Raw genomic sequence first — 15,518 nt, forward strand, 5'->3', positions numbered from 1 at the left:
CTAATCTAGTACAGCCCCTACAATATTTTGCCAGCGTGGGTTCTCTTTTCCAATTGGTGAATTATGCAACCAACCTTCCAAATTTACATGACCAAAAGCTGATGCCATATCATGAAAAACATACTTGCCTTTTTCTTTTTCAAGATGAATTGGCACGATAATAGGGTCACCATGTTTGGTTTCAATAGAAGTTAAAACCACCAAACCAACTCCATTATCAGCTTTCACCACAGCCACAGGGTCATGAATTTCTTTTAACAATTTACTTATATCATCGAGAGATAAGGTGTGAGAAATATCATCTTTGCCAGCTACTTTTCCTTGCATTTTAAGCAAGGTGTATCTATCCAATTCAAGCGGCAAATCTTTAACCGATAATCCATTATAGCCGTCCAACGCCAAAAGCACTGGCGGCATCTTAGTTTGAACAGGTCTTGGATAGCTGACCATTGTGCTATTTAATTTAGCAACATCTTTGCCAAACTGTTCTTGGATATCATTAGGTACAACAAACAAACTATGTTTGGCTGGTGTTGATTGTGCGATTACTTCAGCCGCTTGTTCAACGCCTTGTCGCTGCTCAACTTCTGCTACCTTTTCCTTGGTTTTATCCAAGCTTAAAACATATTTGGTGATTAGGTCAGCATCTTTTGCAGCTTTGAAAAATTCTTTTGGATCATTTTCAATCACCGCCGCCCAAGATTGCAAATAAGCATAGTGGTTGGTTGGATCATGACCAATCTGTAGTTCTTGGCCAATCATCATGCTAGCCATTTCTGCACGCAGTTCTTCTTTAGCGTATGAATAACTGCCAAATGCACCACTCAAATCACGATTTAAGCGGCTTTCATGGCCTGTGGAGTGCGCCAGCTCATGCAAAGCCGTGGCATAATAAGCATCTTCTGACACAAACAATTCACGCTGTGGCAAAGTGATTGTATCGGTTCTTGGGTTGTAATGTGCTGAATAATGGCCAGTTTTTTCAGGTGTGTGGTCAATGCGCACCCCTGAATTTTCTAAGATTGATTCCGCTTTTTCGTGGCGTTCAAATTTGGTTAGAAGAGTTTCATTCAACTGGCGTTCAGGCAGACCATCGATTTGTTCAGCGTTAAATACCGTATAAATTCGCAATTTCGGCGACAGATTTTTCGGTTCACGACCTTCAGCGGCGGCTTTTGTTTGTTCTTTTTCGACATCTTCTTTGGTAGGAATATGCCAAAAATGAATCTGTGTGCCTTTCTCGCCACGGCGCACTTGACCGCCAGCTTCTTGAGCGTTGTTGTAAGTAAACCAACGGTTATCGTTATAACCATTGATTGATGCTTGCACCATCAAATTGATAGAGTTTAGCCCTTTATATGGCGTGCCACTTGCGCCGCTGACAGGCAGCACATTATTAACTGTGCCAGCTTCAAAAGGCATCTGCCACGGTGCTTTATTATTTTTCACTTGTTCCAAAATTCGGTCAGCGATTTTTTGCAAGTATTCATCAGACTTGCTAGAGCCAAGCTTGCTACCTTTATCATCTGCTGGAATTTCGACAGGATGCTGTGGCGGCAATTCTTTTTCATTTTCCGATGGCGCATCCATATCTGCTGACTGTCCGAATTCGGGCGGTTGGTCAGCTGTCTGCACTGGTTCAGTGACTTGTTCAGCTGATTTGACAGTTGGGTTTTTAAAGTCATGGATTTCGTACCAGCCAACTTTCATCATTGTGCTATGAAAATCTGACATAATAAAATTGTCAGGCAATTTATCATGCACACTATGATATATACCGTCAAAATCCACAACCTTTCGGTCATCACCATTGGCGCTAATGTATTTATAGTTGCCATTTTCAACAGTAAAGCCATTAGCAACCATGTATTCATCAGCCATTGCACGAATAGCAGATACCTTATCTTGAGTTTGTACAATGACCTGTGCTTGTTCTGCTGGTGCTGGTGTAACAACTTCGCTAGTGGCTTCAACCGATTTTTCAGCCAAAGAAGCTTGTTCTGCTGCTTTGGCTTGTTCAATGAATGAGTGTGAATTTTCAGCGACCCATTCGGTTGCATTTGCTAGATTGGTGCTGAACATTTGCCGTCTGACTTCGCCATTTGTGATATGCACTTCTATCACATCCATTTCAACAGCCACTTTGTCAATATATCGCCAATCTTCTTTTGGTGTATTGGCATATACGCCAATTTGTGCCGCTAATTCTTGGTCAGGCAAGGAATTAATCATATTTTTAAATGAGAAGCTGCCACGGTACACTTCGTGTATCCATTCTAAAGCTTGTTCAGATGCCGCCAGCTGTCGGTCAGATGGCAGCTTTGCAATGTGTGCAGATTGTACATAGGCAAAAGCGGCAAATTGGTTGTTGTCAGGCTCATAATCATTGATTCTATCAAGATTGCTTTGCAATTCTTGCAATTGTTCAGCTGTCATTGCTCTAGCTTCACGCTGGAAGCTTTTATCAACTTCAGCCAGTTTATCAAATACATGGTCATAAGCTTGGCTGAATGCTTCTAATTCATCATCTTTAAGATAGACATAGGCATCAGGATTTCTTTTCCATTCTTCAAATTTGGCAATATTCACCAAATAATCATTTTTGATGCCTTGTTCTGCCAGTTTATTGGCAATATAGCTTTCAAATGCTCTAGCGGTCATTTCGACATAAGTGCCGAAGTAAGGCTTGTTTCTATAACCATCTGCTTTTATTGACCGTTGTTGCAGTCCTGTGTTGCTTGTTGCTTTTAGTAGTGCTTGTAACGCCGTTGATAATTCAGCATGACGCATATTTTCAGGGCGGATTGTTGTGATGTCACGAGTTGCCAAGTCTTTATCGCCTAAATAATGGTCAAGAGCGTGCCACCATTCGTGGGCTAACGAGCCAGCACCTTTGGTTTTTGTGAGATTAATCACTTTTTGATCTGTTTCATAGTGAGCAGCCGCCCAGCCTGAACCCCTAGCACCAAATGCAATACCAAGTTCGCCATTCAAGCCAATGGCGGATGGGGAAATATTGGCAGCTTTGGACAAGTCCATAAAGGCATCATAGGCTTGATTTAAGTGTTCTTGGCGTTCGTCACCCTTTACCCAATTGCCAAATTGACCGCCACGAACATTGAAAGTTTGCAAAAATTCTTCAGGCGTAATATCACGGCCATCACGATATCCCATACCTATTCGTGCAGTATTTTCAGCTGAACGCATATCTGCTTTGACGATGTTGTTTAGTTCTTTGTGTTCTTGCCACAACTGATAAAGATTTTCAACATTTTCACGGCGAATATCGGCATCTTCATTGCGCAGATAATTTCTTGCTTCTTCGACAGTATCAAAATTAATTAGCGGTGTTTTATGCTTATCAGACTTAACAGCAATAAAAATTTCATTTGTAGCGGTGTTTCTATAAACGCTAAATTGCAGCTCTTTTTGTTTTGGCGGTGCTTCTTGAAAATTTGCCAAAGCTTCTTGCACAGCTGGCTTCATGGCAGTGACCACATCAGCAATGTTGGCAGTACTAACATCAGCCACATTGAATCTGTGATTTTCACTGCCAATTTGAATAATAAATTGGCTAAGTCGGACATCAAAAGCCATCTTATCCCAATGTTTGCGGTCAGTTTGTGCCATCATTTGAATAGCAAAGGCGCTAAGCCTATCATTCCAAGTGCCAGCTTCTAGCTTTTCAAGAAAATCTTTGCTGCTTTCAGGGTGTGCTATCAGCCAAGAAACTGCTGTTTGGGCGGCTTCAAGCTTTTGAAACCATCTTTCTTTTGCTAATGATTTTCTTGGCTTGGTAGGTATTGAATTTCTAGCATGGTGAGCAACAGCGGCTACCATCGCATCTTCGATGGCGTCAATTTCCGATTTTGGCCATAGCTTTGAAAATGGCAGTTTTTTGGTATCTTCATTAGACAAATCTAAGTCAGCAAAATTATGTTTTTTCGCACCGTGGATGACTTCACCAAAATCATCTAATTTTTTAGTAGTATCATTCATTCTTCTTCCCCTTCGATCGCTTCCCAATCACCATGTGTAGCAAAATCATCTTCATCAGCGGCTTCAGCACCGACAGATTCGGCATATTCGGCTGATACTTCTAGCACCATCACCGCCATAGGGTCTTCGTCATCAACATCGACATCATCCCAGTCTTGTACTTCAAGACTTGGCATAGTTGCCGCTTGGAAGCTGGCAAGCGCGGCTTCTAGGGTTAAATCTTTGACTTGTTCTGTATTCACATTTGATCCTTATTGGTCATGCCAGTGTCGAACACTTAGCAGACGGGTAATATTAAGTAGCGCAGCTACTTTGATGTGGGTATCGGCCATTGTTTGTGCCTTGATCGCTTCTTTGATGCGGTTATTATCATCAATGAGCAAAATGCCCGAACTTTTGTGCGGCCTACGCTCAAGTAGATCTTCACTGTAGATGTTTTGCGGCATGATGTAATAATGCTTCCAAACATTGAGCGGTTTTTTCCATTTTTCTTTTTCAGCATCAGCAAAAAAATCTTGCCGTGATGCTTTAATTTCGAACTCAATGGGGCGCATCGATGGAGACACGGCGAATAAATCACACTCATAACCTGACCATTTCAGATTATTAATAACCAATAAATGCTTAGAATTGAGATAAAAACCAGCCACAAGCTTGGCGATTTGGCGTTCAGAATAGTTGCGCAAGTGTCCGAATTCGAGCGATTTTGGCTGCGGCGGTACATCAAGGCTGAACATATCGCCAACCTTGAAGATATTGGCGTGCTGGCGGCGTAAAGCTTTATACGCATTCATCACCGTGCGTTCATCACCAAGCACTGCCATTAATTCATCCATCGACTTATCGCCCAGCTGAAGCTGGCGCACCATTTCATGTTTGGCGTTGCCGTTATACACCAGCGGTTTGACATCAGGCATTGAAGTAATCTTATTGCCTTTGGCCAGCCATGCTTCAATTTCAGCGTCAAGTAATGCAGCTTTTGACATGACTTAACCCCCAAAATCAGGTTGGCCATTTTTTTCCCAGTAGCTAGTTTTGCATTTTGGGAAACCTGAACAGCCGTACATCACATAAGGTTTTTTGTTTTTACCAACACCTGTGCGCTTAATCAGTGGGCTGCCGCAAGTTTTGCACAAATATTCTGTGGTTTCAGCTTGTGCTTTGGGCTTTTTCTCAACTGGCTTGCCAGCTTTATCATCCATTGTGTGTTTACATGGATTGACTTCATCACGATAACCACTGCACGCCCAAAATACACCATATTGACCCTTGCGCCGCTGTAAAGCACGACCGCACTTAGGGCATGGATGGCTTTCACCAGCGCTAAAGCTACTGGCTTTTAGGCGTTCAACTTCACCATTAACCACATCTTGCATCATCAATTCAACAAAGCGGTAAGCGTCATTGATGCTGGCAATGCTTTTTTGCTGCTCAAACCAAATGGCAGACATATCAGGATATTTGACAATATCAGCGGCAAAGTCGTATAGGTCTTGACCAAGTTTGGTGCTGATCACATTTTTGCCTTTTTCAGCGATAAACCCACGCTTAAATAAGCCGTCAATGATGCTTGAGCGTGTCGCTGATGTGCCGATGCCGCCATGTTCACCAGCCTTATCTTGGTCTTTTTCTTTCAAAACCTTTGCCAAGTCAGGGTCTTTGACATACTTGGCAGCTCGTGCCAAATCACCCATCAGGGTTGAAATGGTGTATAGTGCTGGCGGTTTGGTTTCGTAGGCTGTGGCTTGTGCTGCGGTGCATTGTCCGCTCATATTAGCGACAATATCCCTAATGTCACCGCTGACCACATTGTCATCGGTTTCTTCTTCGTCACCATCATCAGCGCCAACAGCTTTCCAGCCAGCACTGGTTTGGATGGTTGCACGGCCGCCAAACTGCTTGCCATTCACATCGATCACGATTGATGTTTCGTCATACTTGTAGTTAGGGTAAAACTGCAAGATATAACGGTTGGCAATCAAGCCATACACATTTTGTTCTTCGGTGCTAAGGCTGTGCCAGCTGACAGTCGCTTCAGTCGGTACAATCGCATGGTGCGCTGATACCTTGCTTGAATTAAATGCCTTACCTTTAATGCTTGGGTTGGCAGCATTGACTACTGACACGGCATTTGGCAGGGTTTGGGCGATTGCTTGTAGCACCGCTGGCGCATCATCAAACTGTTCATCACTTAGATATTCACAGTCCGAACGGTTGTAGGTGATCAGCTGATGCTTTTCACGCAAAGACTGCGTGATCTGCATGACTTTATCAGGTTTATAGCCAAAGCGGCGGCTGCACTCTTGTTGCAGCTTCAAAAGATTATAAGGCAGTGGCGGTGATGTTTCTTTTGGCTTGGTTTCTGACTTGATGACTGTGGCTTTTTTGCCTGTGACGTGAGCTGCAACTGCATCAGCAAACGCCTTATCTGTCAGGCGTTTTTTGTCATCGATTGGGTCATTTTCGGTAGTGAAGTAACCCACACGAAAATTTAATCCGCCGATAGCCATATCACCATGCACTTTGTAATAGTAACTTTTTTGGTGACTTGAGTTGGCGCGGTCACGGCGTACCACCAAGCCCAAAATTGGCGTTTGTACACGCCCAATGGTAACAACGCCTTGACCACCATTGGCTTGGTGTTGTAGCGTATAAGCACGAGTAAGATTGTAGCCGTACAACTGGTCAGCAATGCGGCGAGCTTCAGCCTTATAGCCCATGTGTTCAAATTCGCTGTTTGGCTTTAAATTGGCTACCGCCTTGGCAACGACTTTGGCATTGTTGTCATTGATCAGCACACGCATCACTGGCTTGCTATTACCCAAAAAGCGCAAAAGCTCATCAATCAATAGCTGCCCTTCTTCGTCAGGGTCGCCAGCGTTCACGATAACGCTTGCTTGATTGATAAGCTCTTCAATGACTTTGACTTGTGCTTTTTTATCAGACGGCACTTTGTATTTGACTGGCAGATGAGCGAATGGCAAATCTGCCAAATTCCAACTTTTATATTTAGGGTCATAATCTTCAGGGTCTGCAAGCTCTAGCATATGGCCAAAGCACCAGCTGATTGTATCATTCCCATTAGTCATGTGAGTTTTATGATTTTGCCAGTTGCCGCCGATGCCTGCAGCGATGGCACGCCCTAAATCAGGCTTTTCTGCGATAAATAGACGCATGATACATCCTTATTAATTTTGTAGCTCAATAGCTCAATAGTTTTTCTATTGGGCTACATGGTTAGCATCGATGGCTTGCACTGTTATCTTGGCGGATGGGGTGCAAGCCATCCCATTTTGTCCGAATCGGACGGATTAGTTATAAGTGTAAATCTGCACTTCTACACGGCGGTTTGGTGTCAAACAGTCAATCAGTTGTGAGCGAGTGCCGCTATGGCATTGCTTGACTGGCAGATATTCACCAGCGCCGACAGCAGTTAGGCTAGTAGGCTTCACACCTTTAGATAGCAGATAGCCAGCGACAGTATCAGCACGCTTTTTCGACAAATCAAGGTTGTAGCTTTCATCACCTAAGTGGTCAGTATGACCGATGATATAAACACCAACACGACCTTTGGATTCATAGTTTTTGATGGCGCTGACCAAAGAGTCTAGCACTACACGACCTTCGACACGCATATCACCCATGGCATATTTATCAAATGCAAATAGCGCATCGACTGATAACTTAAAGTTTTCTTTAAGTTCAGCTGCTTGTGCAGCTGGTGTTTGCTGAACAATGTTATTGATAATGGTTGGTGCTACGGCTGATTTTGACTTAGCTTGTTCTTCGCAAGATTTATCCGACCAGTAGAACGCTTCGACTAGCATATTGTCATCAAAATGCACTTGGAATTGGCATACTTGATGCTGATTATTGGCATCACGGTAGTTGAATACATAGTTCCACTCATGTACACCCCACAGGCCTTCGCTAAAATGCGGACTGCCGATCAGTTGGCGCACTTGATCTTTACTCATTTGGTGTTCAACTTGAGCCACATTGTCCCAATTTACCCAACTACCTTTGTAGTTGTTGGTTGAAAACTTGGCTTTTTCGATGGCTGGAAATTCGATCAAGCCATTGGCTGATGCAATTTCATTCATCTTTTTATCAAAACTTGGCAAAGTTGGTAGCTGGCTGGTTACTGGTTCGGCTGCATCTTTAACAGCTGCACAGCCAGTCATAGTGGCGATAACCGCCATTGAAGCGAATAACATTTTAAAATTTTTCATAACAATACCTTTTTTTTAAAATTTAGGATTGCCCAACCCAAAAAGGATGCAGATTTGAGTCGGGCAAAAGGGTTAAAACAATGTCATTGCCATTCAAAGCCCACACCCAAGCCGCCACCGATTTGTTTTTCAGTGTCTGCATTCAGATGTGCTTTAAAAATGGTTCTTCCATTGTCACTTGAACGACTATAACCGACCGCCAATGCACCTTTGTCTTGAAAACCACCCAAGCCAAACGCCATCATTGACTTGCCATTGCCACGCACTTGCGGTAAAGCCGCCGATGCGTTAGAGCCAGCGATACCAGCTTGCAGCTTATCTTCGACTGTATTGATATGCTGACGCATGGCGTCATTGCCGTGATTCACATAGCTATAAACATCAAACAATTGGCTGCCGTTTACAGCATCAGTGCTGTCAGCGGTGATAGCGCCATCTTTAACATTGGTAATGGTTGTACCATCAGCACCGCCAAGGGTGACTGTATCTTTGGCTGCGCTGTCATATTTGACAACAATGTCATCAAGGGCTTTAACTTTTGCATCGGTTGCTGCCAAGGCTGATTTTTCTGCCTTTTTGTCATCCAAAGCACTAATGGCAACTTTGTTTGCATTAGCGGTAGCTTTGGCAGTATCAGCAACACCTTTGACTGCATACAACTGGCCACCATTCACCGCATCTTTGCTGTCAGCGGTGATAGCGCCGTCAGCTACACCTGTTACTTTCAAATCACCAGCATTAATACCAGTTGCAGATAGTCCAACAGTTGAACCGTCAATAGCGATGGTTTTAACCGCAATGTCATCTTTTAAAGACACAGTGATGCCATCAGCGGTTGTTGTGGTATCAATATTTTTACCGCCAAGGATTGATACGGTATCCCCAAGCTGATAATTTGTGCTTGTGGCATCAGATGTTTTTACATTAAAGCCTTTGGCAATAGCATCTGCATTAGCTTTAACTTTTGCATCGGTTGCTGCCAAGGCTGATTTTTCTGCCTTTTTGTCATCCAAAGCACTAATGGCAACTTTGTTTGCATTAGCGGTAGCTTTGGCAGTATCAGCAACACCTTTGACTGCATACAACTGGCCACCATTCACCGCATCTTTGCTGTCAGCGGTGATAGCGCCATCTTTAACATTGGTAATGGTTGTACCATCAGCACCGCCAAGGGTGACTGTATCTTTGGCTGCGCTGTCATATTTGACAACAATGTCATCAAGGGCTTTGATGTCTTTTGCTGCTTTATCAGCGGTTGCTTGTGCTGCATCAGCCTTAGTTACGGCAGTATTTGCAGTGTTTTGAGCTGCAACAGCTTTAGCATCAGCGGCTTTAGCATCGGCGATACCTTTTGCTGCATCGGTTTGGGCTTTGGTGATGTTTGCTTTGGTTGCGTCTGATAGACCATAAATCACTTTACCAGCACCATCTGTAGATACAGAAAGGTCTGTGGTTGCGCCCAAAGTTAGACTATCCGCTGCTGTGGTTCGCCATGTGTCGGCTGTGCCAGTGGTTGTAGTGGCAGCGGTTTGACCGTTTGCCACACTAAAGGTATAAGTGGTTGCTGCTACACGGTTAGCTGTAGTGTTTGCCGCTTGAGCAGTGGTATTTGCTGCATTTGCAGTGTTTTGAGCTGCAACAGCTTTAGCATCAGCGGCTTTAGCATCGGCGATACCTTTTGCTGCATCGGTTTGGGCTTTGGTGATGTTTGCTTTGGTTGCGTCTGATAGACCAACAGTAAAGGTTTTTTCACCATTAACTGTAGCGTTAGTAACTGTAACACCATCACCTTGAACAACATTAACTGCCGCACCCCCTTGTTTTGCGTTTACAAAAGCAATAGCGTCATGAATAGTATTTTGACCAGTGCCACCAATATTGGTCATTGAGATTGTGCCGTTTGCTGCCAAAGCTGCATTACCGCCAAGGATATTTTTGGCAGTGGTAGCGACATTGCCCAATGTGCTGACAGCAGCGAATAGTTGGCTACCATTTACTGCGTCGGTAGAATTGTCAGACACTCGCCCAGCTGCAAGATTGACAATTTGACGCTTTACAGTATTGCTGCCAGTTTCGTGACCGATAGACACCACCGCACCACTTTTGCTGCCATCAAAGGTATATTTAATCCCATTATTAGTAACACTATTTGTAGAAACAGGGGCTTCGGTTACCGAGTTAGAACCTAGAGCAACTGAATTAGCATGTGTGGCATTAGCATTGTAGCCAAATGCAATAGCTTCTTTTGCATTTGTAAAACTACTTGAGCCAATAGCAATGTTGCGTGTAGCATCAGAAATCGGATCTGGCGCTATTAGGGCTTTAGCATCGGCGCCTATGGCGATACTACCAAAACCTGTGGCAGTTGTGGCTGCATCCGCGGATGTCCCCTTATCACCTATAGCAATACTAAAAACTGCATTTGATATTGTACCAGCGCCAATGCCAATAGAGTGACCGCCTACCGTATTATCCGAGCCAATCGCAATGGCTCTTACAGGTTGATTTCCACTATTTAATGTAGATTGATTACCTAAAATATTATTGTTACCAATCGAAAGCGAATCAGACAAATCATAGATTTTGGAGTTGTTACCAATTGAGATATTAGAAGAGTTATAACCTGTTTCAGTTTCAACTTGTAAATTCGCTCCAATTAAAATGGTGTTTTTGTTATCAAATTTAACTTCGGGGCTGGTTGTTGAATATACCGTTGTTGCGACGGCGGAATGGCTTGTAATAGCGGCAGCAACAGCTAATGCCAAAACTCGACCGTGCGATTTTGCAATTTCCGAAGTTACAACCGATTGACCAGCTGAATTGCGTTTTACTTTAAAGATTTTGTTCATTACAATATACCTTGTTAATTTTGTAGTCTTATGACTACATTGTTAGCATCGATGGCTTGCACTGTTATCTTGGCGGATGGGGTGCAAGCCATCCCATTTTGTACGAATCGGACGGATTAGTTGTACATTTATAGTATGCCTTTTATACATATAATAGACATACTTTATCTATTCATTTTTCATAGCCAGCATCCTTCTTTTTGTTGATCTTTAAGGCTGATTTGGCTGTTTGCGCCAAATTGCCCACCAAAATTTTTGTGTTTTGTACTGGTTGCGCCATAAGCCTTGGATAATGACATTTAGACGCTGTATTTCAGCTTCCAGCATAGCGATTCGGTCATCAGTGTTCATTAACGCCCCCTATCTTTGTTGGATTGTGTTGGTGCTTGAATTTCAATGCTTTGCTGTACCACTTGCTGTGGCACATCAGGTAATTTGCTGATTTCACCATTCTTCATGGCAGTGTTCAGCTTGTCATAGCTGGCTTGCAGCTCTTTTGGATTGTCTTTGTGCAGATAATCCAAAATACGGCGCACGGCTTCGACTTTGACTTTGTCATTGTCATTAAGCTTAGCCTTGTTTTCTTCAAAATCTTTTTTGAAGTCATCACGCTTGGCGGCGGCCATTGAACCGTCAATTTTGCGGTCAAATGCCGCTTCAACTTTTTGTGTTACTTTAGCTTGAGTCATGCCAGCCACTTTAGGGGCAGCTACAACATCAGTTTTGAAGCGTTCAGCTTCGCCAGCAACATTCATATCTAAGTCAGGGTCAATATCACGACCACGCTGGAATTCTTCCGCTCGTACATAGGCTTCTGTTTCAACTTTTTTTAGGTCACGGTGTTGTTCTGCTGCTTGAATTTCTGCTTCACGGTCAGCTTCAGCAAAGGCCTCACGCCAATCATCACGGTAATCTTCCCATGACATCGATGCACTAATTTCACCATTTTCTAAGCCTTCATGGTATTTTTCGTAAAGTACTTCATCAGTCAATTTGGCATCAGCATCCATATCAAATGCACGGATTCTTTCTTGCAAGCTACTGATATAGTCAGACATTTCAACTTCTGATACACCACGGTTCTTTTCAGCTTGCATTACAGCCAGCCAGTGACTATATGCTGCTTTGCCAGCTTCAGTATCATAATCCCAGCCTTTTAGGTAGCCAGCAGCTTGCGGATCTTGGCTTACTTCATCTTCTGCTGCTTGTGCTGACTGTCCGAATTCGGGCAGTTGGTCAGCTGTATGCGCTGGTTCAGTGACTTGTTCAGCTGGTGCAGCTGATTGGTCAGCAGATTTGGTATAAACAGTGCCAATCTTAGTCGCTTCAATTTGGTTGCTTGTGCGCTCTGCTTGGCGTGCTTGTAGCTCAAGCTTATCTTTTTCAGATGGCTCATAGCCTTTGGTTTTGATGCCACGCATTTGCGCTTCCATCCACGCTTCACGCTTAAAGTCTTCTGAACCTTTCAGCTTGATAGATTCCCAACCCTTAGATTGTGCCATATCCAGCATGGCAGTCACTGTGTCTTTATCGGATTTACTGGTGTGTAAGCCCTTATCGCCACGATCTTCAAACGCAACAGATGCTGGATTTTCACGCTCATAGAACTTCACCATTGGCGAATCAGTGTACTTATTCACTGCTACCGACAAATAACGGTTACGGATGGCGTTTGGTACAATGTATTCAGCATCATCAGTGCCATAGTCAGCTGACTGTTTGACTTTCGACTGTCCGAGTTCGGACGCTTGGTCAGCCACTTTTTCTTGTTCAAAGTCACGCTCAACACTATTTTCAAGTTTTTCTGCTTCAAAAAAGCGTGCAGCTTCCCATCGGTTTGCACCAGCTTCTTGCTTAAATTTATGAAAACTTACTTTTTCGCCAACTTCAAGCTGCTGGTTTTCAACCAATTCTTTGAGCTGAACACCCCAAAGCGTTTCAAACTTATCTTTCTCAATTTCAACTTCAACAAAGTAATTAGTACTGTTGTTTGGGTCATGTTGATAAGGCGCTTCGCCGTGGCGAATAATCGTGCCTGTTGTTGTTTTTGGCTCTGGTTCTGCCATATTAAATTCCTTGTGTTTAAATGGACGGCTTTACAATCACCTGTTTACCATGGTGCGAATAGCTGGCACAAGGTGAGATATAAGCTAAAGCTGATTCTGCATCTTGATAAAATCGCTCAATAAAAGCCATGTTAGCGGCATGATTATTGGACTTTTGACAATGCCAAAATGCGATGCGTGTTACCATAAAAATGCGCACTTTAGCAGCGTCAGCCATTGGATGACTGTGGTCAATAATCAAGCAAACACGCTCTTTTTTACGACAAAAAAGCTGTAAAGTTGTGGTTTGCGTTTCATCGTCTGTGAACAGCCTTGCATGGCGATTTTTCCTATCAAGCTTGTACATGAGCTGCACCTTTTTTCATGTTAGCAATAGCTGCGCTGATAAAATCAGGGTCAAAGCCGATGGCTGCTGTGGTCAAACCCAACCAATCTTTCCATTCAGGTTTGTGCAACATATCTTGTGCTGATGGCAAAGTATCTTCTGTGGTGTCATCACGAACGATGCCACGCATCACATCCAGTACAGCCATCACATCAAGTTCAGGCGGTAGGCTATTAGGACGCACTGGTTTATTGATGCGGCTGGTGAACACTGGTTCGTTGTAGTAACGGATTTTGTCACACAAAATTGGCTTTTCGGCGTTGTACAGCACAATCTCTTTAGACTGGTCAAGCTCTTTTAGCTCTTGTGGCAACATCAGCGCACGGCTTTGGTCACTGGTAGATACGCTACCACCGCCGCCTTTGCCCTTGTTGCGGCTAATCGACTTGCCCTTGACGGTTTCTGTACCCAATAATTCACTGTATGACTTGGCATCATCAATGGTTCGTGGTGCAAATACGATTTGACACGCCATGTTAGATAGCATGGTTTGTGTGCCTTCACGAGTGTAATACTGTTCACACTGTGATTTGTTTTGGAAAATCAGCATTAGGCGCATATTGTAGCCAGCGATATATGCAACCGCTTTGTTAATAATATCCACACGACCAAGCGCCGTGAATTCGTCCAGCAACACCAAGCATTGATATTTCAAGCTTGGGTCTTGTTCAGGCAAGACACGAGTGTTTAGGTTGATAAGCTGGCTAAAAAATAGGTTCAACAGCTTATCAAAGCGTGCCAATTCGTTTGGCTGAATACCCACAAAAATTGACATTTTTTTCTTGCGCACTTCATCCAACCTGAAGTCAGATGCTGAAGTAGCAGCGGCGACCATTGGGTCAGTAAAGATGTTAAGCGGTGTCATCAGTGATGACTGAATACCAGCTCTAGTATTATCAGATGCGTTGCCAGCAAATGACATCAAGGCTTCAACACATTCAACCGACAAGGGGCGTACTTCTTTACGCACTTCAATACCTTTGCGGTTTTCGGTGAATGGGATTTCAACGCCATCTTTATAGAAAACTTCAATCGGCGTGGCTTCGATGGCTTCGACACCCTTTTCAGGGTCAGCTTTTTGACCTTTGCGCTGAACGATGATTTCTTCAATCCATTCATTTAATGGCTTGTTTGGCGTGGCAAGCTTAACCAATTCTGCCATTGTGCATGGACGGCTTGGGGTTTCTAGCATATACAGTACTAAGCCAGTAAACAGGCGCTGCGCTGCTGCTTGCCAAAACGCATCATCCCCATCAGCTGGATACATGATGTTGCCGATGTTTTGAATGTCGCCCATGCGGTTTGTTGGGTCACGGTCAATATAATCTAAGGGATTATATCGATGTGACTTACGGTCAGCCGCTTTTGGAGCGAACAAAAAGCACTCTTGAAACTGTGAACGAAAGCCTGCGGTAATATCCCAGTTTTCGTTTTTGACATCGAGTACAACCACCGAATCACGATAGTGCAGCAAGTTTGGAATAACGATACCAACACCTTTACCGCTACGAGTTGGTGCTGCAACAAAGATAAATTCATTACCAAAAAATTCCAAAAATTTATCCTTGTACTTGCCCACAAGCACCGATGGATTTGATGGTTTTTTGGCGAATTTTTCTTGTTGTTCTTTTGGGGTCAGAATAAAACCAGTCTTTTTGACTTCGTGCATATTGGCAAACTTTGCCGAGCCATGCAGCTCACGCTTTGGCTTGGCGAATAGCGCCACACCCAAAAATACATTGCTCATTAGCCATGCGCCAAAGCCAGCCAGCTTTGATAGGCTAATGGCTTGCGCAACATTGGGATTGCTGCCATAAGCAGCTTGATATTGTGAGAGCGTACTAAAGCCGACATAGTCAGCTGGCACATCTTGCCAGTAGCCAAAAAACCAGTTGGCGAAATAAAACGCCGCTGGAATCAATAGCAGATTCACAATAGCAAATAAGATGATATAGTCTTTGACTGTTTTTTCTTTCATGGCAGTGCC

General features: G+C 43.6%; 9 protein-coding genes. All 9 read right to left on the minus strand.

Annotated elements, in window-relative coordinates:
* Complete coding sequence (locus tag B0181_RS10985) at positions 1-3,999, minus strand: zincin-like metallopeptidase domain-containing protein (protein WP_078277535.1); 3,999 nt, start codon at positions 3,997-3,999, stop codon at positions 1-3.
* The gene (locus B0181_RS10990) at positions 3,996-4,241 is read right to left on the minus strand and encodes a hypothetical protein (protein ID WP_078277536.1); all 246 of its coding nucleotides are present in this window, start codon (positions 4,239-4,241) and stop codon (positions 3,996-3,998) included. The genes B0181_RS10985 and B0181_RS10990 overlap by 4 nt, the downstream gene beginning before the upstream one ends.
* A 9-nt stretch (positions 4,242-4,250) precedes the next feature.
* Positions 4,251-4,985 carry a hypothetical protein gene (locus B0181_RS10995; protein ID WP_078277537.1) on the minus strand — a complete coding sequence of 245 codons (735 nt, stop codon included), beginning with the start codon at positions 4,983-4,985 and terminating at the stop codon, positions 4,251-4,253.
* Positions 4,986-4,988: 3 nt separating this feature from the next.
* Complete coding sequence (locus tag B0181_RS11000; protein WP_078277538.1) at positions 4,989-7,175, minus strand: DNA topoisomerase 3; 2,187 nt, start codon at positions 7,173-7,175, stop codon at positions 4,989-4,991.
* Positions 7,176-7,310: 135 nt separating this feature from the next.
* Positions 7,311-8,231 (minus strand): outer membrane protein assembly factor BamE domain-containing protein, encoded by a 921-nt coding sequence (bamE, locus tag B0181_RS11005; protein WP_078277539.1) that lies wholly within the window; start codon positions 8,229-8,231, stop codon positions 7,311-7,313.
* A gap of 83 nt (positions 8,232-8,314) precedes the next feature.
* Positions 8,315-11,080 carry a YadA-like family protein gene (locus B0181_RS11010; RefSeq protein ID WP_078277540.1) on the minus strand — a complete coding sequence of 922 codons (2,766 nt, stop codon included), beginning with the start codon at positions 11,078-11,080 and terminating at the stop codon, positions 8,315-8,317.
* A 350-nt stretch (positions 11,081-11,430) separates the two neighbouring features.
* The gene (locus tag B0181_RS11015; protein ID WP_078277541.1) at positions 11,431-13,146 is read right to left on the minus strand and encodes an LPD7 domain-containing protein; all 1,716 of its coding nucleotides are present in this window, start codon (positions 13,144-13,146) and stop codon (positions 11,431-11,433) included.
* 16 nt (positions 13,147-13,162) lie between these two features.
* Positions 13,163-13,492 (minus strand): hypothetical protein, encoded by a 330-nt coding sequence (locus tag B0181_RS11020; RefSeq protein ID WP_078277542.1) that lies wholly within the window; start codon positions 13,490-13,492, stop codon positions 13,163-13,165.
* Entirely contained in the window at positions 13,479-15,509 is a 2,031-nt protein-coding gene (locus tag B0181_RS11025) for a type IV secretory system conjugative DNA transfer family protein (protein WP_078277543.1), read from the minus strand. The genes B0181_RS11020 and B0181_RS11025 overlap by 14 nt, the downstream gene beginning before the upstream one ends.
* Positions 15,510-15,518: the final 9 nt, after the last annotated feature.

Source organism: Moraxella caviae, assembly GCF_002014985.1.
GTDB classification, from domain to species: Bacteria; Pseudomonadota; Gammaproteobacteria; order Pseudomonadales; family Moraxellaceae; genus Moraxella; species Moraxella caviae.

Excerpts from the sequence above, each read along its gene's own strand:
- B0181_RS11025 (WP_078277543.1), bottom strand. The coding sequence starts at position 15,509 with ATGAAAGAAAAAACAGTCAAAGACTATATCATCTTATTTGCTATTGTG.
- B0181_RS11020 (WP_078277542.1), bottom strand. The coding sequence starts at position 13,492 with ATGTACAAGCTTGATAGGAAAAATCGCCATGCAAGGCTGTTCACAGAC.
- B0181_RS11010 (WP_078277540.1), bottom strand. The coding sequence starts at position 11,080 with ATGAACAAAATCTTTAAAGTAAAACGCAATTCAGCTGGTCAATCGGTT.
- B0181_RS10995 (WP_078277537.1), bottom strand. The coding sequence starts at position 4,985 with ATGTCAAAAGCTGCATTACTTGACGCTGAAATTGAAGCATGGCTGGCC.
- bamE (WP_078277539.1), bottom strand. The coding sequence starts at position 8,231 with ATGAAAAATTTTAAAATGTTATTCGCTTCAATGGCGGTTATCGCCACT.
- B0181_RS10985 (WP_078277535.1), bottom strand. The coding sequence starts at position 3,999 with ATGAATGATACTACTAAAAAATTAGATGATTTTGGTGAAGTCATCCAC.
- B0181_RS11000 (WP_078277538.1), bottom strand. The coding sequence starts at position 7,175 with ATGCGTCTATTTATCGCAGAAAAGCCTGATTTAGGGCGTGCCATCGCT.
- B0181_RS11015 (WP_078277541.1), bottom strand. The coding sequence starts at position 13,146 with ATGGCAGAACCAGAGCCAAAAACAACAACAGGCACGATTATTCGCCAC.